The organism is Candidatus Methylacidiphilales bacterium (assembly GCA_028713655.1).
GTDB lineage: Bacteria > Verrucomicrobiota > Verrucomicrobiia > Methylacidiphilales > JAAUTS01 > JAQTNW01.
In genome coordinates this window covers 1-23,054 of record JAQTNW010000031.1, presented here as the reverse complement: position 1 = coordinate 23,054, position 23,054 = coordinate 1, and the positions used below count along the sequence as shown (strand labels likewise).

The following is a 23,054-nucleotide window of genomic DNA, read 5'->3' as shown; positions in this document are numbered from 1 at the left end:
ACTTATGCGCTGGTTCGAAACACTTTTTAATTTGCCTCCGGATCTGTTCCGCGAAGGCCAACTGACCTTTATCGGACGCATTCCGCCGCAGGCGCTGTTGTTGGTGTTGCTGGCGTTGATTGTCGTCGTATGGCTTGCCTATCGCTTGGTGACAAAGCGGACGACAATAACCGCATGGCGGACGGTCCTGGCCTTGCGGATTGCGCTTGTGACCGTTTTGTTGTTTCTGTTGGGCATTCCGGCGATGCGTTTGATGCACGGACGCGGCGATGTGTTTACGGCGGTATTGGTGGATACGTCACGCTCGATGGCTGTCACGGATGTGATAACGCCGGATAAAGCCGACCCCATCTCACGCATGGATGCGGCGCGGCAGTTGTTGCAGGGCGAAGGAACGAAAAACGAAGGTCTCCTCAAAGCGTTGAACCGCAGCGGGAAAGTGCTGGTTTATGGATTCGACCAGGATGTGCGCCGGATTACGGCCACGGACCAGTTGAAACCCGACGGGCTGTTCACGAATATTTTTCGCGGAGTCCGTGACATGGAATCGGAGTTGCGCGGAATGCCGCTGGGGGCGGTGGTGTTGCTCACGGATGGCGGACGCAACACGGGCGGTTCCACCGAGGATGCCGCCGCATTGCTCAAAGCGCGCGGTGTTCCCTTGTATGTGATCGGGTTGGGAAATCCAAATCCGCCGAACGACTATGAAGTGGTGCGCATTGTTGCGCCGAAGCGCGTCCGGCGCAACACGGAGGTTGAGGTGCAGGTGACGGTGCGGCATACGGGTTACAAGGAACCGTTTGATCTGATCGTGAACCGCGGGCAGATAGCGATTGCGACGCGCAAAGTCGAACCAAGCCCGGACACGGATCTCGAACAAGTGAAGCTGGTTTTCACGCCCGACCATGAAGGCACCGCAACCTACCGCATTGCCATTCCACCCGGGAAAAATGAGAAGAACGTGGATAACAATACCCGTGAGTTTGTCCTGGAGATTCAGGACGACCGTCTCCCCGTGCTTTACGTTGAGGGAAGCCCGCGCATGGAATACCGGTTCCTGCGCCGCGCGTTGTATGGTGACCGCGATTTCAGGCTTGTCGGGTTGTTGCGGCTCGGAGACCAGCGTTTTTATGTGCAGGGCGCGAACGCAAACGAGGCGTATTTGGCAAAGGGATTTCCAACCACCGTAGAGCAACTCTACGCTTTCCAGGCTGTTATCCTCGGCGACATCGAGGCTTCTTATTTCACCCCCGCGCAACTGGCCATGTTGGAAGAGTTCGTCCGTGTCCGCGGCGGCGGTTTGCTGATGCTCGGCGGCGTCAATTCGTTCGGGCTCGGCAAATATGTCGGCACGCCTGTTGCCCAGATGCTGCCCATGCAGATCACTCCCAACGATGGGCCGTACTCCGATGAACAATACAAGGCGCACATCATGCAGGGCATTGGCGTCCATCCGGTGATGCGCCTTTCGCTGGATCCCGAGGCGAATCGCACACTTTGGAGCCAGGCGCCGCCGTTGATAGGCATCACGCCGGTTGCGGGAGTGAAGGCGGGCGCATTGACGCTGTTGACACGGGAGTCGGACAACAAGCCCGTGTTTGCAGTCCAAAACTACGGGGTGGGGCGCGTGGCTGCATTTACGTCGGGAGGTTCGTGGTACTGGCGCGTGTCTGTCCCCTCAAGCGTGGAGTTCCATGAAAAATTTTGGAAACAACTGGTCCGCTGGCTTGCCATCGGGGCGAAGGAACGGCTTACCGCCGAAACCGATGCCGATGTCTATGCTCCCAGCAAACCTGTGATCATCCGCGCAACAGCCCTCGCGAAGGATTTGCAGCCCGTCAATGATGCTGTCATTACTGCCACGGTCACCGATCCGCTAGGCAATCATGAAGACGTGTCCATGGATTGGATACTGTCGGAAGAAGGCGTTTACCAGGCCCGGTATGTCCCGCAGGAAGAAGGGGATTATCGTGTTGCGGTGCACGTCGATGACTGGGATTTGAAGCCGGTGGAAACGGACTTTCGCGTCTCGGAACCAACGGTGGAATCCGCGGACGCCGGGCTGAAAGAGGATGCCTTGCGGGCAATGGCGAAGATTGCCGGCGGCCGTTATTTTGGCTTTGGCGAGGCGGGGGAATTGCCGGCTGAGATCGCAAAGTCCGTGCAGGGGGCGCGATTTGCGGGAATGAAATCCGATGACAGGGAAATTTGGGACATGCCTTTTTTGTTTGTGCTGGCGTTCGGACTCATGGCGGCGGAATGGATTATCCGGCGCAGATCCGGGCTGGCATAGGGCGGGAATCGGCGTAGATTGGAACAAAGGGCAAAACACATGAACAAAGCCAAATATCGTGCCAGACAGAAAACGTCCAATCCGGAAAGTCTTCAAAAAACAACCGGAGAACCGGAATTTTCCATGTACGCAGGCGTCCCCTCTCACGAGGAGGTTTTGCTGGGACATTCTTTGGACGAACCCGGCCATCCGCCGATGACCGGCTTCGATGAAATCAAGAACACGGATGCTTATAAACGCACGATGGAAGAAATTGCAGGCGGCCTGGAACATATCGAAATGCTCACCCGCCGTAATTTTCTCAAATTGAGCACACAGGTGGCGGGCGGCGTCGCACTCTCATCGCTTGCGGGGTTGATGGCGACTGCTTCGACAGCGCGGGGTGAAAAAACGGTTGAAACCGGCAAATTCGTATTCCCGCGCCTGCAGTTTGTCACCGTGGATGGCACGGGGAAACATTGGGACATCAGCCCGCAAGGCGATGCCGTTTTGCGGCGTGAATTGAAACGGCTGACGAATATCAATGTCAGCATGGAGCCGAAAATCGTACGGCTCAGCGACTTCGACGAGATGTGCCTGAATCCGTTTGTGTTCATGACCGCGGGCGGTTCGTTCCGGCTGCCGCCCAATGAGGAGAAGAATCTCCATGAATTTCTCGAACGCGGCGGATTTATTCTGGCCGACGACTGCATGGGCGTGGGAGGCGGCAACGATACGGATGCATTCTTCCGGTGTTATTCGGATTTGATCAACAAGCTTTATCCTGACAACCCGATGCGCAAGATCCCGTATGACCATGAGATTTTCCATAACTACTTTGATTTCCCGGAAGGCTGTCCGCACATGCAAGGCATTCCCCATGGCGCGTATGGGTTGTTTGAACCCGGCACCGGTCGGATCATGACCTGGTTGAGCGCGGGGGATATTCATTGCGGCTGGTGTTTCGCCTGGTTTACTCCTGAAAAGAACACGCAGGCGATCAAGATGGGCATCAACATCATCATCTATTTCCTGAGCCACTAGAACTGATATTAACCATGATCACGCGCCTGCTTCCCTGCTTGTGCCTCGGCTTTTTTGCCGCCGCACAAGCCGCTCCCGCCCAACCAGCCGAACCCGGACAGTGCCACGCCCTGCTTGTTGGCGGGTTGGCCGGCCAGGAACCTTATTCCCGTTGGTACAGCGATTGGCTGGCCCGCTTTCAAACGGTCCTGACGAAAAGCAACGGCGTGCCTGCCGGCAATGTCACGGTGCTTTCCGGAGATGCTGCAACTGCGGGCGCCATCATTGATGCCATTGGAAAATTTGCAAAACGCTCGAAACCGCAGGATCAATTCATCCTCTTCATCGTCGGACATGGTGAAATCACCCAGACCGCGCCCACCCTCACCCTGCGAGGGCCGGACCTGACGGTTCAACAACTCGCTGACGCGCTTTCCGGATTGCAGGCAAAAAGCCAGGTCATTCTCAATTTCAGCGCCAGTTCGGGTGATTTCCTGAAAACACTCGCTTCGCCGAATCGCGTGAACATCACCGCCACCAGCCCGACGGAACTCGAGGAACCGGTTTTTGCCGAATTCTTTTTGCGCGGACTCGAATCGAAACAGGCCGACGCCGACAAGAACGGAACAATCACGATGTTGGAAGCCTATAACTGGACCGCGCAGCAGACCGCGCTCTGGATATCCCGCTGGCAACTGACCAGCGATATTCATTCGGACGGCCCCACCGTCTGGAAGGCGAGCGGCAAGGAAACGATTGAGATATTTGAAAAATTGTATTCGGGCCTGACGATACGCAAACTTGATCCCGCCAGCGACCGCGCCGCCGCCGACGCCATAGTCGATGTGCTGCCGCCCGGCGGCCAGATCACTGAAGACTGGTCCAGCCGGCGCGTGGTTGACGAACACGCCCTGCTGGAAGACTGCGGCCAGGCAATCGGCGTCTCTGAAATCGGCGACAAAGGCTTGCAGCCCATTCTTGGCCAGAAACCGGGCGATCCCGGTTACCTTGCCGCACACACGGTCCTGGGCCAGCCTGCGCCCCCGAACCCATGATGCGCTGTTTCCGCCCCTCTATTTTTGCTGCCGCTCTTCTTTTTACAGGAGCCGCTCTGGCCGCACCTGCGACAGCGCCAGTACCTTCGCCGGCTGCAAAATCGAAGCCTGTCCCGGTTCAAGCGCCAGCCCCGAAGTCCCAAGGACCTCCGCCTTTATTTTGCGACACGGCGGTCTATCCTCCACTTAAGCTCGCGTGGAGCCAGAATGCTGACTTAAAACAAGTGGTTAGTGTTTTTCCTCACCCATTCCTGTCACAACGCGTCATAGCGGCGACCCGGACGGGTTTGTTTTTCAGCGATGATGCGGGACTCACATGGAAAGCCCTGCCGGAGGCAAGTGCTGAAAAGGTGGGTGTCATCCAAAAAGTCGAGTTTCATCCCACGGAAATAGGCGCGTTTTATCTCGCCAGCCAGTCCAGGGGGGTATGGATCACAAACGACAATGGCAAGACCTTTACCCAAGTGGGAACCAAGGCCAATGGCATGGCTGCCGATTCAACCGTGGACCTCATTATTTATCCTGCGGATACCGCTCACAAAACCGTGCTCGCGGTCCATGGCGCGGCGGGCGCTGGAATATCGCGCAGCCGCGATGGCGGCAGGACATGGGATGTGTTGGATGCCGGATATTTTTTTCGGCGCCTTTTGGCCCCCGAACGGTATTCCATGAAGGTGTATCTGACGGGTTCGTCAAAAGAGGAGCCCGATGTCCAGAATCTCTACGGTTGCAATTCGTTGGGGGAGCCTGTTATCGAGGTCATGCATGACGCGTTATTCACGGACATGGCCTTTGCTCTCGGCCGCCAGGACAACCTGTATATTGCAACTTCCGACAGTGGTCTCTACCGTATTGATATGGCTGAATTCACTCCTGAAATCAAATTGCTGGGATCCAAGGAAACGGGCTGGGCTTCCGTTGCCGCAACATGGGGCCCCAATGCCGATGTGCTGAGTCTCTGCCTTTACAATACGTCCAAGCTTGGACTTGTTTTCTCGACCGATGAGCTCTCCACCAACCGTGCCATCAACGGCTTGCCGGTCGGAGCCTTTGTCAAGGAAGGCGCATCCGTTCGGCCGAATGCCAACGGCACAATCTTCTACGCGGCCATCAACGAATCACTTCTGATTGGACGTCCTGACGAAACAGTCCCGGTTGTGAACATCACTCCCGCCGCGTTTCAGCCACTAAAAGATACCCGAAAGATATCCGACGACCTCCGTCTTGCGTTCGAGGAATTTGAACGTTCAAAAAACAACACTGCCAAGGCCGCAAGCGATCTATGCCTGCGATTTGGCGATCTTGCCGCGCCCTATCGCAGTAACCAGATGACCATCACGGCCCGCCTGCCTCTCAAGCCGGCTCCCCCGCTTTCGGTCACCGCCGATCTCAGCCGTTTCGGCGGCTCGTCCGCATCGCCGTTATTTGACGATGGCAAGCACGAGGATGGCGCCGCAGGCGATGGGGTTTATGGATTCTCATTCTATTATCAGCCGATGAGTCATCAGGAGAAGCAGGATGACTGGCGTCCTTCGTGGCCGGGCCGTCTCGCCATCGGAGTCACCGCATCCTATGCGGGCGGCACCCGGCAGGGAGCGGTGGGCGTTGTCGGCCTCTATCCTGAAGTTCAGAGCTGGGTTTTTTGGGGGTACTACCACGATAAAATTGCAGTCAAGGCCGAGGGTGACATCACGACGGAATCCGTTCCCAATCCAAACGAACTTCACAAGGGACCCACGGGTGCCTTGCGCATTCATGCAGGCCATGGACCCTGGTCCATAAGCATTGATATACCGCCTTGGAGCGGTGGTGACATCACCGGATACGAGGCGCTTTCATTTGGCGTCAGGTCTGCTGACGGTCCTCCGCCGAAGGAGTTGTATGTGCAACTTCGCGATGCACCAGAGCTCTCCGAAGCGACAACCACGGATCGGATTGGAGTCATTCATGAGGGTGTGCGCGAAGGCGCCATCAGCTCCGAATACCGGACGGTTGTCGTTCCTTTCGACAAGCTGTTGGGAAAACAAATTGCACAGTTTCAGACCAGCAGGCTAAGCAAGATTATTATTTCGGGTGATGGCGGAGACCCCGTCAACCTGTTTATCGATTGGCTATCCTACCTGCCGCACGGAATGGGGTTGAACTCCGCTGACAAGGCCCAATCCAAATGAAGCGATTCACCCTGATCTTTCTTCTGGTCTGCCTCTCAAACCCGTTCGCATGGTGTGCGCCCGATCCCGTCAAGGATTTGTTCCAGGAGGCGCAAAAGGCGAGAAACGAGCGCAGGTTTGACGATGCCCAGCACATTTATGAACGTATTTCAACCGAACATCCCGAAAGAGCCAATGATGCCCGCTCAGGCATTGTCGATACGATTTTTGGAAAAGCTCAAGTGGCAAAAGACGAGCGCAGGTTTGACGACGCCCTGCATATTTACGAACGCATTTTAGCCGAACACCCCGAAAGGGCCAATGATGCCCGCTCAGGCATTGCCGATACCTTTTTCAGGCAGGCTCAGGTGGCAAATGACGAGCGCAGATTAGACGATGCGTTGCATCTTTATGAGCGTATTTCAACGGAATATCCCGCAAGAGCCAATGATGCCCGTTCGGGTATTGCCGATACGCTTTTCAGGAAGGCCCAAGCGGCAAATGACGCACACAAGCCCGACGATGCCTTGTCTCTTTATGAGCGTATTTTGGAGGAGCATCCGGAGAGGCTCGACGCCTGGTTTCCCGCTCAGAGAAGTATTACCGAGATACTTGCCCGGAAGGGGGATTTGGCGGAAGCGGCAAAGGCCGCCCACCTCTGTCTGGACATAGCTCCCAATCCGCAGGCTTTCAACGAAACTGTTGCCTTTGCCGCCAACATTCTCAGTGCTTTGGATAAGAACGTGGATCGCGCGAATCAATTTCTGGTGTTCCAGCAATCGGGCCCCGCGGGCGGCGCTGTCAATCCCATGGACACCGTGGGATACCCGTCACTCCCCAATCGCGAGCGCGCCTTGGAGACGGTGCGACAGCAGGCGGGCGATACTCCAGCCGCTTCACGGATTCGTGCCTACACCTTTTTGTTGACAGGCAAACCGAAAGAAGCACTGGCTCAGTTTGCCGATGGCTTTCGGCGCAGTTCCACGGTTCCCGATCTTCAGCGCGCGAGCCTGGACCTCACAACCATCGGATTGCGGGATGTGCGCGGTCACGGCATCGGAATTGAAACAGATGTCCAGTTCGTGATTTTTGGTCCAAACGGCAAGGACGGCAAAGCAAATACCCCGGATGATCTTACGGACCCATTTGCTGAGTGGCTTCCGGAGGCTCCTGCGCTGGGCGAGGGGGGGCTGGCAGATCTAAGCGCGGATGATCTCGCCACGTTGCGCAAAGTACGGGATGCCTGTGCGCTTTATGCCGGCGACTCTTTGCTGGAGGACTATCTATTGCGCTATCATGCATTTGCCGTTCTGCATCGGACTCATATCGCCCTGGATGACTGGGGTGCCGCCGGCCAGAAGGATTGGTATCTCCGATACGCGTTTGAATTCAGCAACCTGACTGAAATTCTTCCATGTACGTTGGCTGCTGCGAAAGGCAGGGCTTTGCATTTTGGCGGGATTTATCCGTTGCTGGACGAGATCGATGCAAGGTTGGCCGCCCAGGACGTCAAGCCCAGGAACGGGATAGAAAAGGCCCGTGCGCAATTCGACGCTTTGTGTGCCGAATTGAAGCGGGCATCTGCTGTTAAAGTGTCGCCAATAAAACCATTGAGCCAACCGGCCCTATTCTAAATATAGGAGAAATATGAATTCCACGACAAATATGAAAACGAACGCGATCCGCAAACAATCACTGCTTTCCCTTCTCATTCCGGTGATTTTGGGCATAAGCCTTGCCTGCACCACCGCCAGTGCGACGGAACTGACGAACGTTGATACAGATGACTGGGTCAGTGTAAGCACACCAGCTAACATTACGAATTGCGATATGATTGCCGTGGATCCGACGACAGGCAATTTATACCTTTACGGCAAAGCGGGCGAATTGGAAATCAGCCAGGACAAGGGCGCGACCTGGACCAGCATACCCTGTCCGGTTACCGGAGGAAGCGGAGGTTTCGGTTCCGCCGTGAATATGGCATATCCATTCACCGGTCGTATCGCTCTGTTCGCCGGGGATGGCCATTCCGGCATCACCCTTGACGGCGGCAAGACCTGGCGGCAATTCGATGTAACACCACATTCATGCCAATGGGGTGATGTGGACTGGAGTTCACCTGAGCCGAGTTTGATGATCGACAATTCCTGGGATAGAGGAGACGGAAAGCAGCCGGCAGTCAGTACCGATTTGGGCAAATCCTGGACGATGTCTTCTCCTTTGGCCGGGGTTTGGGGACCCAAAAACGGCGGTGGCGACACCAAAGTAGGCATCTTCGATTCCAACAACATCCTTGCAGCCAACGGGAACTCCAAAGGGATATTGATCAGCCATGATTGCGGCACGACCTGGACCAAAACAGCGGATTTTACGGCCACAGGAAACAATCCGATCCATTACGGAACCCGCCTTTACTGGGTTTCCACCCAAGGTGTTATGACCACGACGAACGGCAGTGATTGGAATCTGCTCGGAACCGCGCTGCCCAATGCAATCTCCGGCCCCTACTTCGGCAAGTCAGAAGGCGAGATGATGGTCATCACCGGCAGGGGCGTTTTTATTACGCTGGATGCGGCCGGCACGTGGAGGAAGGTCTCCGAGCTGCCGAAGGTTATCGCCAATGGAAAGACAGTCACTGGCAATCGCGTCGCCTGGGATCCGATCCACAATCTGATATATGCCATCATGGGACAATCGGTGTGGCGGCTACAGGTGAAATGACGTCCAGAGAATCCTGGAATTGGGGTCAGTAAATCCGGATCATGGAGCGACATGTTCGGATCGAACATGTCCGGGGCGATGTGTCATGTGATGGCGCGCGGGAACCGCCGTGAGAGCATCTAGTGAGAGCATCTAGTGAGAGCATCTAGTGAGAGCATCTAGTGAGAGCATCTAGTGAGAGCATCTAGTGAGAGCATCTAGTGAGAGCATCTATATTGACACCGGTTTTGCAGGGATGGATTGCACCGCATCTGGAATGCGGCTCTGAAAAGAAGCATTTTCCATACCCGGCACGGCATTTGGCTGCCGGAAAATACCCGTCAATCAATAAGGCTGTGGATTCAGGCGGATTGCTGCTTTGAACATTTGGATTTCGACAGGGTCATATGCTGTGTGGTCCCTGCGGAAGAGATCGTGCTGCCAGATTTCCGGCTCGGGCTGGCCGGGGAGGTGGCCCCAGTTAAGATGGGTTTGCGTCCTGCCATTGACCAGACCCCAATGCATTGCCCCGATGTTTTCGCGCCTGAAAATTGGCAGGCAATCCGCCACGCTGGAACCTGCGCAGCGGTTCAACCATTCGGTGCAGATTGCCGGACGTCCAAGGGACTTGATGTCACCGATATGTTTTTCCAAGCCTTCGGGCTTGTTGTAATCGTGAAACGTGAGGATGTCGCTGATGCTGCGGATCAGGTTGTTCAGCTTTGCATTGTCACTCCATTCGCCGACTGTAAGCGGCTGGATGGGATTGATCTCCCGCGCCCATTGGACGGTTTTTTCCACCAACGGGATTGAAAGGTCGCCCAGAGGGGTTTTGGTTTCGCCAACGCAGACGCCGTTGGTCGGCTCATTGTAAAGGTCCCAGACCCAGAGCCGCGGATCCTCCCCGAAAGTTCCGATGATGTCCTTGACGTATTTTTCGAGCCGCGGCCAGGTGGAGGGATTGCGCACCATGCCGTGGCCGGGCGAGGGGGTCCAACCGCTCGCATAGAGGCCGGACACAACATCTGGCTGTTGGCCAAATACCGGGTCGGTGATGGAACCGAAGGCACAATCGTCGAACAGGGCGGGCATGACGCGAATTCCACGCGCATGGCAAATCTCCAGGAATTTTTCCAGCCGCCGTTTGAAGGCTTCGGGTTCGTGCTCCCAAACAACAAAGGGGAGTACCACGCGGGCGCAGTTGAAGCCGGTGTCCTGCGCCAGCTTCAATTCGCCGTCGATCCAGGTGGGATCAAAGCAGTAGTCCATCCACATTTCGGTGTAGCTGATGGCGTTGGCGGGGATGTAATTGAAACCGCAAGGCCAGGGCTGGCGCTCATACCAGTCTCCTGCCTTTTTTGCAGACCATGGATTTGGGGTTTTCATTGTTGCAATTGGCGGGAATACTCTAACAACCGTATAAAAGTCTGTCCGTCAAATAATAATCCTAGGGTTTGCCCGTGCCTTGTAAAGTGGTTTGAAATCCCGGCCTATTTTTCCGTCCGGGCGGGGGTAGTGGCACTTTAAACAGTCCGATTTTCAATTTTTAAAGATCTGATGGACATTCCAAAAGTCCCTGTATAAGTTTCCTCCAAAATGAACAGTGCAAAACGCCCATGAAATCTGGAATCGATCAAATCTCTGAAAAACGCTGGGAGGAAGCCCGCTCATGGGACTGGCAGCAGTCCCACCCCTGGCTTGTGGGCTGCAATTTCGCGCCGAGCACCGCCATCAACCAGCTCGAAATGTGGCAGCCGGAAACCTTTGACCCGGCAACAATCGACCGCGAACTCGGCTGGCTGGCAGGCTTGGGCATGAACAGCGTACGGGTATTCCTTCACGATCTCTTGTGGTCATCCCAGCCGGCTGACTTTTTGAAACGGGTGGAACGATTTTTGCAAATTGCGGACGGACGCGGAATGAGCACGCTCTTTGTTTTCTTCGACAGCTGCTGGCATCCTTTTCCGAAGACCGGACCCCAGTCAGCGCCGCGGCCGGGTGTTCACAACAGTTTTTGGCTGCAATCACCCGGGTTGGCTATTCTGCGTGATGCCGCTGCATTTGCGCACCTCGAATCCTATGTTACAGGTGTTGTCAGCCATTTTCGCGATGACCCGCGTATTGTGGGATGGGATCTGTGGAATGAGCCGGACAATGGAAATGCGGGCAAGGGCGATTATGCAGCCCGGGATTTTGGTGATAAAAAAGGGGAAGTCATTCTCCCGCTTTTGGCACAGGTATTTGATTGGACCAGGGCCGCGCAGCCGGTACAGCCGCTGACATCGGGTGTTTGGTCGGGCGACTGGTCTGATCCGGCAAAAATGGACCCGCTGCACCGGTTTCAAATTGAAGCATCTGACATCGTTTCATTTCACAATTATGGATCGCTGGAAGATATGAAGAAGGCCATTGCCAGCCTCAGACAATACGGACGCCCGCTGCTTTGCACCGAATACATGTCGCGTGCCACCGGAAACACCTTTGAGGCCATTCTTCCCCTGCTTAAACAGGAAAAAGTTGCAGCGTACAACTGGGGCGCGGTTTCGGGAAAGACACAGACCATTTATCCCTGGGACTCCTGGGAAAAGACCTATTCCTCGGAACCGCCGCTCTGGTTTCATGACATCCTTCGTCCCGATGGATCGCCTTATGATGCCCGTGAAACGGAAACCATCCGCGGCCTTGCGCTTTCAAACCGCTAGGAATGCTGTGGATGGCGCTGGATTGCCATTTGTTTGTTAGACAGAAAAGTCACTGGAGGATGTAATGCGGGAGTTTTACGCCCTGGTACTGTCAAAAATACAGGGTGCAATCGAGGAGAGGTCCTGGATTGCCTTTCGCCCAGTTCAGACGGAATGATTTTTGTGTGTGAGCCGTTTTTGCCAGTTCTTTGACCGGCACGGGGTCGGGAAATTCCTTTGGAAATAATTCGTGCGCCAGCAGTGCAAGGCCTGTTCCGCCAGCAGGCAAGCCACGGCATCGCAAAAATCCTGCAGCATCGCATCAGGGCCCCTGTCGGTTCGAGACGGCCAGGAAGCCCTTCCCAGAATGGCACCTTCGGATGCGCCAACCCCAACGGACGATTTGGTTCCACCAATATCCCAGCCGAGATACAGACGTTTTGGATTGCTCATTGTGCGTGATAGTTTCGATTTTGCAGTGCCAGCGGGCATAGACCCGTGCGACTCGTCATTGCGAGAAACCAAACCTTTCAGGAAGATGTTTTGAGTGGGGATGAACGGGAAATTTTGCGCCGGCAGAGCGTAGTGGCGCCGACACTTTTTACTCGCGATGCATGTCGGAGTTGGGCCGTGGCGATCCATTTTTGTCCCCCGCAACTTTAAGATGCGATTGCCTTGGATATATGCGTGCTCCTGTGGATTATCCTCCGGATTTGCCTGAGTCAATGAAGACTAAATCCTTGGTTACGAAATCCAAAATTGAAACTGTTTTCTTGGACATTGACACAAACGGCCTCCACCATAGAATGATTCGATTGAGAAATTTATGAACTACCGAAAACTTGGAACCACCGATCTCTCCGTATCCGAAATCAGCCTGGGCTGCTGGACCATGGGCGGCCTGAATTGGGTCAACGGACAGGCCAATGGCTGGGCCAATGTCAACGAGGATGAAATTGTTGCCGCCATCAAAACCGCCATCGACGCCGGTGTGAATCATTTTGACAATGCCGATGTCTATGGCAACGGGCGCGCCGAGCGCATGCTGGCGCGGGCCTTCGACCGCCTGGGCCTCGATTCCACAAAATTCATTATCGCCACCAAAATCGGCCATTTTCCAGGTACCGCCGCACACGGATACGAACCGGCCCACATCCGGCACCAGTGCGAGCAATCCCTCATCAACTTAAAGCGCGAGTATATCGATCTTTATTATTTTCATCATGGCGACTTCGGTCCGGACGACCGTTATCTGCATGATGCGGCTGCCACACTGGATGCGCTCGTCAAGGAAGGGAAGGTTCGCGTCAAAGGCCAGTCGGCCTATTCCGTCAAAGACTTTGAAAAAGCCGTGCCGGTGGTTCGCCCCCAGGTACTGCAAAGCTGGGCGCACGCCCTCGATGACCAGTTTGTCAGGCCCGGCTCCCCGGTCTCGCAATTGCTGGAAAAGCGTCAAATGTCGTTTGTGGCATTCAGCCCGCTGGCACAGGGGCTTTTGCTCGATAAATTCGATCCCGAAAATCCGCCCAAGTTTGACGAGGGCGACCACCGGCGCGGCGCCGGAAGGTTTCAAGCGGCAGAGTTGCGCGCACTCCAGCCAAAACTGCAATCCTTGAAAAGCCGCTTTGGAGCGACGACCGAGGACCTGGCGGCAATGGCGTTGAATTATCTCCTGGCGCAGCCGCGCGTCGCCTGTGTGATTCCGGGTTTCCGGAACGAACGCCAGGTGCGTTGTAATCTTGCCGGGGTAGGCCGCTCGTTGACGGCGGCAGACATCGAGTTTATCCGTTCCAGCTTAAAATAAGTGAGAATCCCTCTCACATCATAATTGAATCTGGTATTGCTCCGATTTTTATGTCGATAGCATTTGCCAGGGCTGGAGATTTTGAACCCGCGCTACGCTGGCATCATTCCCCCGCTGGCGGCATTGAAAGCGACCTTGCCTTGTTGACCAAAGGCGAGGTTCACCGCGATCATCTGGAAATGGGCGGCCGCGCGGTCAATGCGATCATTCAATGGGCTGTGGGTGGAGACGGAATAACGTCACTCAAGCGATGGGTCCGTTGGCCCATGGTGAGGGAAGCCAAGGATGACACGCATGCGGCCTTTTGTTATACCTTCGATTCCTCCGCAGACCCTGCTCTGCTTGTTGACGACAAACCTTATGCTTTGTCAAGGGCGCAGAGGTTTTGGATCAACGGCTTTTTTTCCTGGGAAGAAACCGCCGGTGAACTGACGGTCAGACGGACGATTTTTCCCTCGACCAGCCTGCCCTGTTTACTGGAGCGCTGGGAAATTTACAACACCGGTTCCCAAGCTCATAGTGTGCGCATTCCTTGCGCACCGGTGGATATCCCGCAACCTCGCAACCTTTTCAAGTGGACGGCCCATATTGTGCGGACCGAATGGATCGGGGGCGGATTGCGCGTACTTGCTCCCGGCGAGCGCATGACCGTCGGCATGGTGTTTTCCTGTCGTGAAGAAAACGAGCCTCCGCTGTATCCGGATCTCGACGCCGAGTTGGCCGCGCGTTTGGCGTACCGCGATTCGTTGTTTGCGAAGCTTGAACTCATCACACCCGATCCTGTGCTGAACCGGCTCTTTGCCTTTTCCAAACTGCATGCGGCGGAGACAGTGCTGGCGACGCGGGGTGGATTGCTGCATGGTCCGGGTGGGTTCAACCGTTATCTGGCAGCCGTGTGGTGCAACGATCAGAACGAGTACCTCGGCCCTTTTTTTCCATTTCTCGGTGACGCGGCGGGGAATGAGTCCGCAGCCAACGCCTATCGCTGGTTTGCAAAGTATCAGAACGATGCTTTCAATCCTCTTCCGAGTTCGGTGGTTGCGGAAGGGCGCGGCGTCTGGAACGGCGCGGGCGACCGGGGTGATGCGGCGATGACGGCCTGTGGCGCGACGCGCTGGGCTTTGGCGAATGGTGACGCGCAACAGGCGCGCTTGTTTTGGCCCTTTATCCAATGGTGCCTGGAATACTGCGAGCGTCAAAAGGACGAACATGGTGTCATCAAATCGGACAGTGACGAGTTGGAGGAACGTTTTTCCTCCGGGCAGACGAATCTGGCAACTTCCTGCCTTACGTACGATGCTTTGATTTCCGCCGCACATTTGGCAAAAGCCTTGGGAGAACCTCCAGGAGTTTCAGAAAAATATCTCAACCGCGCCGAAGAGTTGAGCCGCGCGATCGAAACCTTCTTTGGTGCCAGGATCCAAGGCTATGAAACCTATCGCTATCATGAAAACCTGGATCGTTTGCGGGCCTGGATTTGCATTCCATTGGCCGTGGGCATTAACGACCGGGCGGACGGAACTGTGGCGGCACTTTTTTCCCGGGAACTTTGGACGGGTGAGGGATTGCTGACGGAAGCGGATACGAGTACCCGTTGGGACCGTGCAACGCTCTATGCGCTGCGCGGGGTGTTCGCGTCTGGATATTCCGATGAAGGGTTGCTGCGTCTGACAGCTTATGCCAGCAGGCGGCTTTTGGGGGATCACGTGCCTTACTGTATTGAGGCCTACCCGGAGTTCAACGAGAGCCAGATTTCGGCGGAGAGCGGTTTGTTTTGCCGCATTTTCACGGAAGGAGTCTGCGGCATTCGCCCTGTCGGATTTGACGCATTTGAATGCACTCCGAAACTGCCGAAGGCCTGGCCCGAAGCATCGCTCCGGAATATCCATGCCTTTGCCCGCCAGTGGAATCTGCGGCTCATTCGCCAGGCTGGCGGTATTGAAGTGGTTGTTACACTAGCCAATGGAGGGGAAGTCTATCGAGCCACGAAGGCTGAGGGAACGACACATACGATCAAACTGAGTGTGCCATCGAGTGCGTCCGTTCCCGCTTGAAATACGTGCAAATGCCGCGTATTATGTAACAGGGTTTATATTTCCAACATTTTCATGACTGCTAACCTGGATGTTTCATGCGTTTCTGAAAACCCCTGCAATAACCCGCATAGGTCCAGTGCGTGTCTTTCCACTGTTGTGTCACAATGCCAACAGGTTGATCATTAAAATGAGTATGAAATATGCAGGCTAAACAAATTGACTCCGGAATCACGCTCTTGCCCGGGTTGTTCCAACAACGTTCGGATTTGGCGCGCGCTTATGTGACAAAATTGACCGACGACGACCTGCTTCAAAATTTCGAACTGGAGGCAGGGCTGAGAAAGTTTTTTCATTTTCATTCGGACGCCAGTTTCCAAAGGGGGCACTGGGGCTGGGAATCGCCGACCAGCCAGGTGAGGGGACAGTTTCTGGGCTGCTGGATGATGGCGGCCGCGCGTTTTGTGCGGATTACCGGAGATCCCATCGTTAAACTCAAGCTTGATTCCGTCATTCAACGCCTTGCCCTTTGCCAGGAACGCAACGGCGACGGATGGCTCGGTTCGTTTCCCGAAAAATACCTGCACTGGCTCGCGCAGGGATTGCCTCCCTGGGCGCCGCATTATGTCATTCACAAGACTCTTTTGGGACTCCGGGAATCCCATGTGCACGCCGGGAACAAAACCGCGCTGGAGCTTTCAAAAAAATTTGTCGAATGGTTGTACCGCTGGTTCAGTTCCCTGGATGCCGCAACGAGGGAGCAAATCCTCGATGTGGAAACGGGTGGGATGGTTGAGGAACTCGCCAACCTCTACGAAATCACGAAAGATCCGAAGCATCTGGAGCTTGCCCGGCTTTACAGCAGGGAGAAATTTTATGCCGAGATTCTGGCAGGCAGGGACGCTTTGACCAACCGCCACGCCAACACCACGATTGCCGAAATCCTCGGCGCCGCGCGCATGTATGAAGTTACAGGCGAGAAACGCTGGCGCGACATGACGGAGGCGTATTGGAAATGCGCCGTGACCGACCGCGGCGCGTTTTGCACCGGAGGCCAGAACTCCGGTGAAATCTGGTGCCCGCCCAACGAATTTGCGGCACGGCTCGGAGACAAGAACCAGGAGCATTGCACTGTCTATCACATGATCCGGCTTGCGGATTATCTCTTCCGCTGGACGGGCCATTCGTCCCATCTCGATTACATCGAGAGGAACCTTTACAACGGGATACTGGCTTCGCAGAATTCTAACACAGGGATGGTGCTTTATTATCTGCCGTTGGCCGCCGGTTCCAAAAAACATTGGGGGCATCCCACGCGCGATTTCTGGTGCTGCCACGGCACCCTCGTCCAGGCGCATTCCTATTACCCGTCGCTGGTTTATTACGAGTCCGAAGCTGGCATTCAGATTGCGCAATATATTCCCAGCCGCCTCGAACATAACCTGAACGGATCCAGGATTACATTGACACAGGATTGGGACATCACGAAGGGAGGCTGCGCCGTTGATAATGCCACGATTGCAGGTGAGCGCCACCGTCCCAGCGCCTGGTCGGTGAAAATTAAAATCCAGTGTGAGAAGCCTTCGGAATGGACTTTGTCCCTGCGCGTGCCGGGCTGGATCGCGTCGCAAGCCCTTTTGAAAGAGAACGGCAAGGAATCTCCGATCAAGCCCAATAAGCAGGGATTTTTTGAAATCCGGCGTGTCTGGAACCATGCGGAGTTCACGGTTGTGTTTCCGAGGCAAATCACTCTCAGTCCCATTCCGGATGAACCGGAAACCGTGGCGTTTGTGGAAGGCCCCGTTGTGCTTGCCGGCCTGACGGACGAAGAGCGCCGCATCCGAATCGACCCGGCGCATCCGTCGGCTTTTCTAGTACCCGAGAACGAGCGCCAGTGGGGCGAATGGAAAGACACATTCCGGTTGAAAGGCCAGGAGCGCGGGCTGCATTTCAAACCCCTGTATGACATCAAGGACGAGCCTTATACCGTCTATTTCCCCACGGAAAAATCATCGCCGAAATCGTCATGAGGAAAAGCATCCCCAGAGGCGGATACGTTTCGGCAGGTTTCGGGCGAGTAATGTGAAGAGATTCCATCCGTAAGGTTGCGAAGCTTCATGTGTGCTTGATTGGATGCAAGCTGGGCTAGCCTGCATATTTCATACTCATTTCAATGGTCAACCTGTTAGCGCCGGGACGTAACAGCGGAAAGATACGAGTTGGGCATATGCAGGCTATTGCAAAACCGCCTCCAAATAAGGCAGTTCCAATTCAAAAATCAAAACAAAATACCCATTCAGGCGGTTTTGCTTGTAACCCGGATGTTCCTGCACCCCAGTTCCTGCCACACTTTGGAGCAGGACACTTTGCTGAGGTTTTCAGAAGCGTGTGAAACATCCGGGCTAGTGGTCTGTTTTCCGCGCAACCCTCCGGGCCGCTGTTCTTTGCACCGCTGGCTGTGTTGCTCGCTTGTCCCGTATCGTCCAGATAGGGGCCTGCGCTCGCGTCTTGCCAGCAGCGCAAATCCCAAGCGGCCAACCCGTCATTTCACGGAAAACAGACCACTAGCTGCTGAACTTCGGCGAAGACTTGCTGAAGACTGGTATCAGCCGGTGTGTCAATCGTCTCGAAGAATGATCCTCAGCGTCTTGGCGGAAGAGGTAGTTTTGGGATTCCAGCGGGTCCATTCATACGGCTTGGCTGGTAATGGCTCCATCAAAATATTTCTTTTTATTTCAATTTTTGTAATAGTTGCGCCTGGTGAAAAAGCAATCTTCAAGAGTGAGTTTACATGATATTGCCTGTGCGGCGGGAATTTCGAAAACCACCGTGAGCGATGCCTTGCAGAACCGACATGGCGTCAGTAAGGCGACCCGGGAACGGATTCTTCGCATCGCCCAAAGGTTGGGTTATGTCCCCGATGCCCGCATTGCCTCCGTGATGGCGAGCGTAAGGGATGCCAAATCCAAGGATTTGCTGCCCATTGCATGGGTGAACACCACCGTGGAAATGGACTCCTGGCACAAATACAAATTCATGTCGCCTTATCTGGCAGGCGCGCGCGAACGCGCCACGCAACTCGGCTATTATCTTGAGGAGCTCTGGCTGCAAGAACCCGGCATGAACATGGCGCGCATGAGCCGGATTATTGACCAGCGCGGCATCGAAGGAGTCATCCTCACCCCTCCTGTCAGACATTTCCGGCTCAATTGGGATCATCTGGCTGGCGTCAGTTTCGGAGGAGATATGCTCGTACCCAGTCTTCACCGGGTTATGGGCGATACTTTTTACCACCTTCTCCTCGCGCTCAAAATGGTGAAACGCTGCGGCTATCGGCGTATCGGAGTCTGTCTTTCGGAATATATGGATCGTAGTTCGTCCCGCTCCATCCGTGCCGCAGCGCACTATTTCCAGACGATGACTCCGAAACTCGACAAGATTCCGCCCCTGTTTTATCCCGGGGAAAATGAGATGCACTGGCCCTTGTCGAAAAAGCAAATTGCGGTCTGGTTGTCCCGTTACAAACCCGACGTAATCGCCTGCCATAGCAATCGGATCGTGGCCTGTGTGGAGGAAGCCGGGTATCGTGTTCCCGAGGACGTCGGAGTCGTTCACCTTGCCACCGACGATGATGTGAGCGACTGGGCGGGAATCTTTTCCAATCGAAGGGAGATAGGCGCAACCACAGTGGAACTGATAGTTTCTCTCATGCACAGCCGCCAGTTTGGCATACCGAAGGTTGCCAAAAATACAGCCATTCGCGGCTCGTGGCATCCCGGACGCACGCTGTTGATTCCGAAGCCGGATCATTGACCGCAACCTCCGACGCCAAAGGTATGGAGGTCTGGAAGGTGCTGAGAACGCTGAGAATGAAGATTAAAACGAGCAGGGGTTTAACCGCGGATTTCGCAGATAATCACAGATGGAAAATCTGGGACTTGAAACTCAGGTGGAACCGCAGACTCCGACAGGCATAGTGAGCAAACGTCCAGAGTGTGGAGCATGAAAAATGTATCGAGCTCTGAAGCAATAACCTGCATAGGCCCAGTGCGTGTCCTTCCGCTGTTGCGTTCCGGCGCTAACAGGTTGGCCATTGAAATGAGTATGGAATATGCTGGTTAGTATAGTTTCGTTTGGAACCGAACGTTCGGACGTCTGCTTCTGGACTGTTTTGAGCAATGGTGATATCCCAAAAACATATGAAACCAATACCCAGTACATTGGGGTTGAGCAGGAGCAATCTTTGGCTTCGCTGTTTTCGGTCTTTGAGCGCGCTGCTGATGGGTTGCGCATTTTTTTCTGCCTACACGCTCTCCGCGCAGATTGTAGATAACTTTAGTGTTAGCCACGACTACACCGGTGGGAATGTTGCGGGCACGATCTGGACCGGCGCCTATGCCGTTACTGGTGATACTAATGGTACTACTGTTACCTCCAGTACCAACATTAATTCCACATTTAACACCACCGCCAACCCGGGCCAACTTACAATTACTGACGTGGGTGGACATTTCGAAGGCAACCAGAACACCGCGCACCTGCTCTATATGAGCGTGACCGGTGACTTCACCGCGACGGTGAATTTAGTTAGCAACACCACACTCAATTACTCTTGTGCCGGCCTCATGGCAGCCGATCCAACCTTGCTAACAGGTGTCAACGTGCCCGCGAATGCGAATTACTTCTGGCTCGGCGAGCAGCAGGCCAACCATAACTACGTCCGGAGTGTCGTCGGCGGCAGCCAGAGCGATCAGAATCCCAGCGGTTCGGTGGCTCCAGGCGCAAGTAACTATTTAGAGATAACGCGCGTGGGTAGTGTTTTCACGGCCTATCTCTCTTCGGACGGCGGTTCCACTTACACTCAGTTTGGCAACTCAGTGACGCGCGCCGACCTCCCTGCCACTCTCGATGTCGGCCTCGCCGAGGGGGGGTATAACGACGGCAACCTCAATCCAGGCACGGCTGTATTCGACAACTTCAGCCTGACCACTGTTCCCGAACCTTCCGCCTATGCGATGCTGCTGGGCGGGTTGGGGCTGCTCATTGTCTTGCGGAGATTCAGCGCCCGCAAAGCGTGAGGGGAAAGGACGGAGGCCTGAGATCAGAAGAAAGAGGCCGGAAGACAGAAGATAGTAGTCAGAATTTAGAAGTTTGAATTGTTCGCAGCAGCGGACTTTTGAGATGGGTTGCATGTTGCCCGCCGGGAGGATGTGGCGCAATGCCACTGTAAATTGCCAGAGCCTTCGTTGACGTTAAAAGCAAAAGCGCGCCTGATTTCTTTCGGGTGCAATTAGATTGATGGAAAAACAAGATCAATGGGAACGAGAGGAATGTGCTTACCCAAGAATAAGCGGAGCTATGTCCGGTAATCCCATTCTAATATTTTTTTTGCCTGAACCTGTAGCCAGTAAAGCGATCATAACAATAAGGAGCATGAACACTAACATGAAAATAAGAACAACCCTCATCCAAACTTGTATCCTTGCCATCCTGGCCCTGGCGGCCTTTTTCACTCCCGTCGCCAATGTCCAGGCGCAGTCCGACATCGACCTCACTGGTTACACATTGAGTTTTGCCGATGAGTTTAACAGCGTCAGCGTCACCAGTAATTCTCCCAAGGGTTCCACAACCTGGTACTACTGGCCGCCCTACGGTTCGTCCGGCGGTTATTCCGACTCGGTATGGGACACGGCCGCCTTCACCGCCAATGGCGGCATTCTCACAGACAAGGCGTGGATTAACACGAACGATGTGGCGTCAAGAACGAGTTGGACCGGCTGGGAGGGGTTTAGATTCACGACTGGCGGGAGCCCCGTGGTCATCAACAGCGTGGGACGCTGGGTTATCTCGGGCAACTCGCAGAGCCATGTTGTCAAACTGATAGATGCATCCAACGGAGTAGATGTGCCCAATGGCTCGGCGAGTGTCAACACTGCCGGCCAGCCTGCGGGCGCTTTTGCCTATGCGAATCTGACGACTCCCGTGACCTTGGCCGCCAATCACGATTATTTCCTGATGACCTATGAAACCGCCGGTGGTGACGCGGAGTACGACTGCGGCTACCCACAAATCATCACCACGAGCGCCATTATCAACCGGGATGCGGTGTGGTATGACGGCAACTTCCATGACTTGGATTTTTTGACCTTTGGCCCCGTGGGTATGAAGTCCGGCAGCACGGAGCTTGTAACTGTCACTGCGTTGGGCAAGTGGCATTCGGGCAATCTCTCATCGGTGGATACCACCCGGGCGGGTTTTTCCCAGCAATACGGCTACTTTGAAATCAGATGCAAAATGCCGGACTCCGCATCGGGCGCATGGCCCGGCTTTTGGCTGGGAACCACCAACTGGGGCACGGGCTCGAAGGGGGTGGAAGTTGACATCTTCGAGTGGTATGGCGTCAGCCATGACGATTCTCCGGGCCTTATTGCGGAAAACACGCACAACTGGAATGCCGATGGCTCCCAATCCGAGCCGCCCACCGCTCTTCATTCAGCCCAAACCCCTATGCCGGACGGTTCCAAGCCATGGCAGGCCTATCACATTTACGGTTGCAAGGTCGCTCCTGATTATTTCACCTGGTATATTGACGGCGTTCAAGTCAACCAGATACCAACCCCGACTGCCTATGTGACGGCCCCGTTTTATGTCATGATCGATTACGCGCTCGGCGGCGGCTGGCCGCTGAAAGGGATGGTCAACAACTCCACTTTCCTGGTTGACTGGGTGCGGGTTTATTCGCTGCCCACCTCCAGTGCTGCGACGTTGACCCACAAATACACGTTCAACGCGGGCAACTTCAATGACAGCGTTGGGACGGCCAATGGTACGCTGAACGGAAGCGCCAGCATCAGCGGCGGCGCGTTGCAGTTGTCCGGCGGTAGCAATGGGACTGCGTATGGTTCGCTGCCGACGTCGGTCTTGAGCGGGCTGACCAGCGCCAGCTTCGAAGGTTGGTTTACCGAGAGCGCGATTGCGAATTGGGAGAAGGTCTTTTTCCCGGGGAACACGGACACGAGTTCCTTCCTTGGACTGACTTCCTCCGAGGGAAATGACGGCCATGGCCGCGTGGATTTCCTTGCCACCGGAAGCTCGCAGCAGGTCGCCGTTGGGCCGCTGGTTTCCACCGGCACGAAGTATTATTTTGCCTGCGTGTATGACGCGGCGGGTAATACCCAGTCGCTGTACATCGCCCCGGTGGGCGGTTCTCTCGGCTCACCGGTTACGACATCGCTGGGCGGCAAGAACGTGTCCAACATCAACTTTGTGGAGTTCTGGCTGGGAAGATCGCCCTTTGGCGGAGATCAGGACTTCGCGGGTTCGATTGATGAGTTCC

Annotated in this window: 15 protein-coding genes; 13 read left to right on the top strand and 2 right to left on the bottom strand. The window is 55.0% G+C overall.

Annotation, left to right across the window (positions count from 1 at the left end; genetic code table 11):
* Positions 1–4: 4 nt before the first annotated feature.
* The 6 genes from PHD76_10670 to PHD76_10645 all read left to right on the top strand — a co-directional run bounded on the left by PHD76_10670 (position 5) and on the right by PHD76_10645 (position 9,221).
* Complete coding sequence (locus PHD76_10670) at positions 5–2,293, top strand: glutamine amidotransferase (GenBank protein MDD5262296.1); 2,289 nt, start codon at positions 5–7, stop codon at positions 2,291–2,293.
* 39 nt (positions 2,294–2,332) lie between these two features.
* Positions 2,333–3,316: a DUF4159 domain-containing protein gene (locus PHD76_10665; protein ID MDD5262295.1), complete on the top strand. Its 984-nt coding sequence runs from the start codon at positions 2,333–2,335 to the stop codon at positions 3,314–3,316.
* A gap of 14 nt (positions 3,317–3,330) precedes the next feature.
* Entirely contained in the window at positions 3,331–4,350 is a 1,020-nt protein-coding gene (locus tag PHD76_10660) for a hypothetical protein (GenBank protein MDD5262294.1), read from the top strand.
* Positions 4,351–4,574: 224 nt separating this feature from the next.
* Complete coding sequence (locus PHD76_10655) at positions 4,575–6,521, top strand: hypothetical protein (GenBank protein ID MDD5262293.1); 1,947 nt, start codon at positions 4,575–4,577, stop codon at positions 6,519–6,521.
* Positions 6,518–8,134, top strand: a complete 1,617-nt coding sequence (locus PHD76_10650) for a tetratricopeptide repeat protein (GenBank protein ID MDD5262292.1) — start codon at positions 6,518–6,520, stop codon at positions 8,132–8,134. The genes PHD76_10655 and PHD76_10650 overlap by 4 nt, the downstream gene beginning before the upstream one ends.
* 31 nt (positions 8,135–8,165) lie before the next feature.
* A complete protein-coding gene (locus PHD76_10645; protein ID MDD5262291.1) occupies positions 8,166–9,221 on the top strand; it encodes a hypothetical protein in 1,056 nt (351 codons plus the stop codon).
* Between the two features lie 324 nt (positions 9,222–9,545).
* On the opposite strand, the gene PHD76_10640 is transcribed toward PHD76_10645, so the two are convergent.
* On the bottom strand, positions 9,546–10,586 hold the full coding sequence (locus tag PHD76_10640; protein MDD5262290.1) for a cellulase family glycosylhydrolase: 1,041 nt from the start codon (positions 10,584–10,586) through the stop codon (positions 9,546–9,548).
* A 230-nt stretch (positions 10,587–10,816) separates the two neighbouring features.
* Between PHD76_10640 and PHD76_10635 the strand changes: the two genes are divergently transcribed.
* Positions 10,817–11,902 (top strand): cellulase family glycosylhydrolase, encoded by a 1,086-nt coding sequence (locus tag PHD76_10635; GenBank protein ID MDD5262289.1) that lies wholly within the window; start codon positions 10,817–10,819, stop codon positions 11,900–11,902.
* A gap of 144 nt (positions 11,903–12,046) precedes the next feature.
* Here the strand turns inward: PHD76_10635 and PHD76_10630 are convergent, their stop codons facing one another.
* A complete protein-coding gene (locus tag PHD76_10630) occupies positions 12,047–12,334 on the bottom strand; it encodes a hypothetical protein (protein MDD5262288.1) in 288 nt (95 codons plus the stop codon).
* Between the two features lie 373 nt (positions 12,335–12,707).
* On the opposite strand from PHD76_10630, the gene PHD76_10625 reads away from it, so the two are divergent.
* The 6 genes from PHD76_10625 to PHD76_10600 all read left to right on the top strand — a co-directional run.
* Complete coding sequence (locus PHD76_10625) at positions 12,708–13,685, top strand: aldo/keto reductase (GenBank protein ID MDD5262287.1); 978 nt, start codon at positions 12,708–12,710, stop codon at positions 13,683–13,685.
* 50 nt (positions 13,686–13,735) lie between these two features.
* A complete protein-coding gene (locus PHD76_10620; GenBank protein MDD5262286.1) occupies positions 13,736–15,739 on the top strand; it encodes a hypothetical protein in 2,004 nt (667 codons plus the stop codon).
* A gap of 182 nt (positions 15,740–15,921) precedes the next feature.
* Positions 15,922–17,748, top strand: coding sequence for a glycoside hydrolase family 127 protein (locus PHD76_10615; GenBank protein MDD5262285.1), 1,827 nt, complete (start codon positions 15,922–15,924; stop codon positions 17,746–17,748).
* A 751-nt stretch (positions 17,749–18,499) separates the two neighbouring features.
* Positions 18,500–19,531, top strand: a complete 1,032-nt coding sequence (locus PHD76_10610; GenBank protein MDD5262284.1) for a LacI family DNA-binding transcriptional regulator — start codon at positions 18,500–18,502, stop codon at positions 19,529–19,531.
* Positions 19,532–19,983: 452 nt separating this feature from the next.
* Positions 19,984–20,796, top strand: a complete 813-nt coding sequence (locus PHD76_10605) for a PEP-CTERM sorting domain-containing protein (protein ID MDD5262283.1) — start codon at positions 19,984–19,986, stop codon at positions 20,794–20,796.
* A 367-nt stretch (positions 20,797–21,163) separates the two neighbouring features.
* A partial coding sequence (locus PHD76_10600) for a family 16 glycosylhydrolase (GenBank protein MDD5262282.1) occupies positions 21,164–23,054 on the top strand: 1,891 nt, incomplete at its 3' end.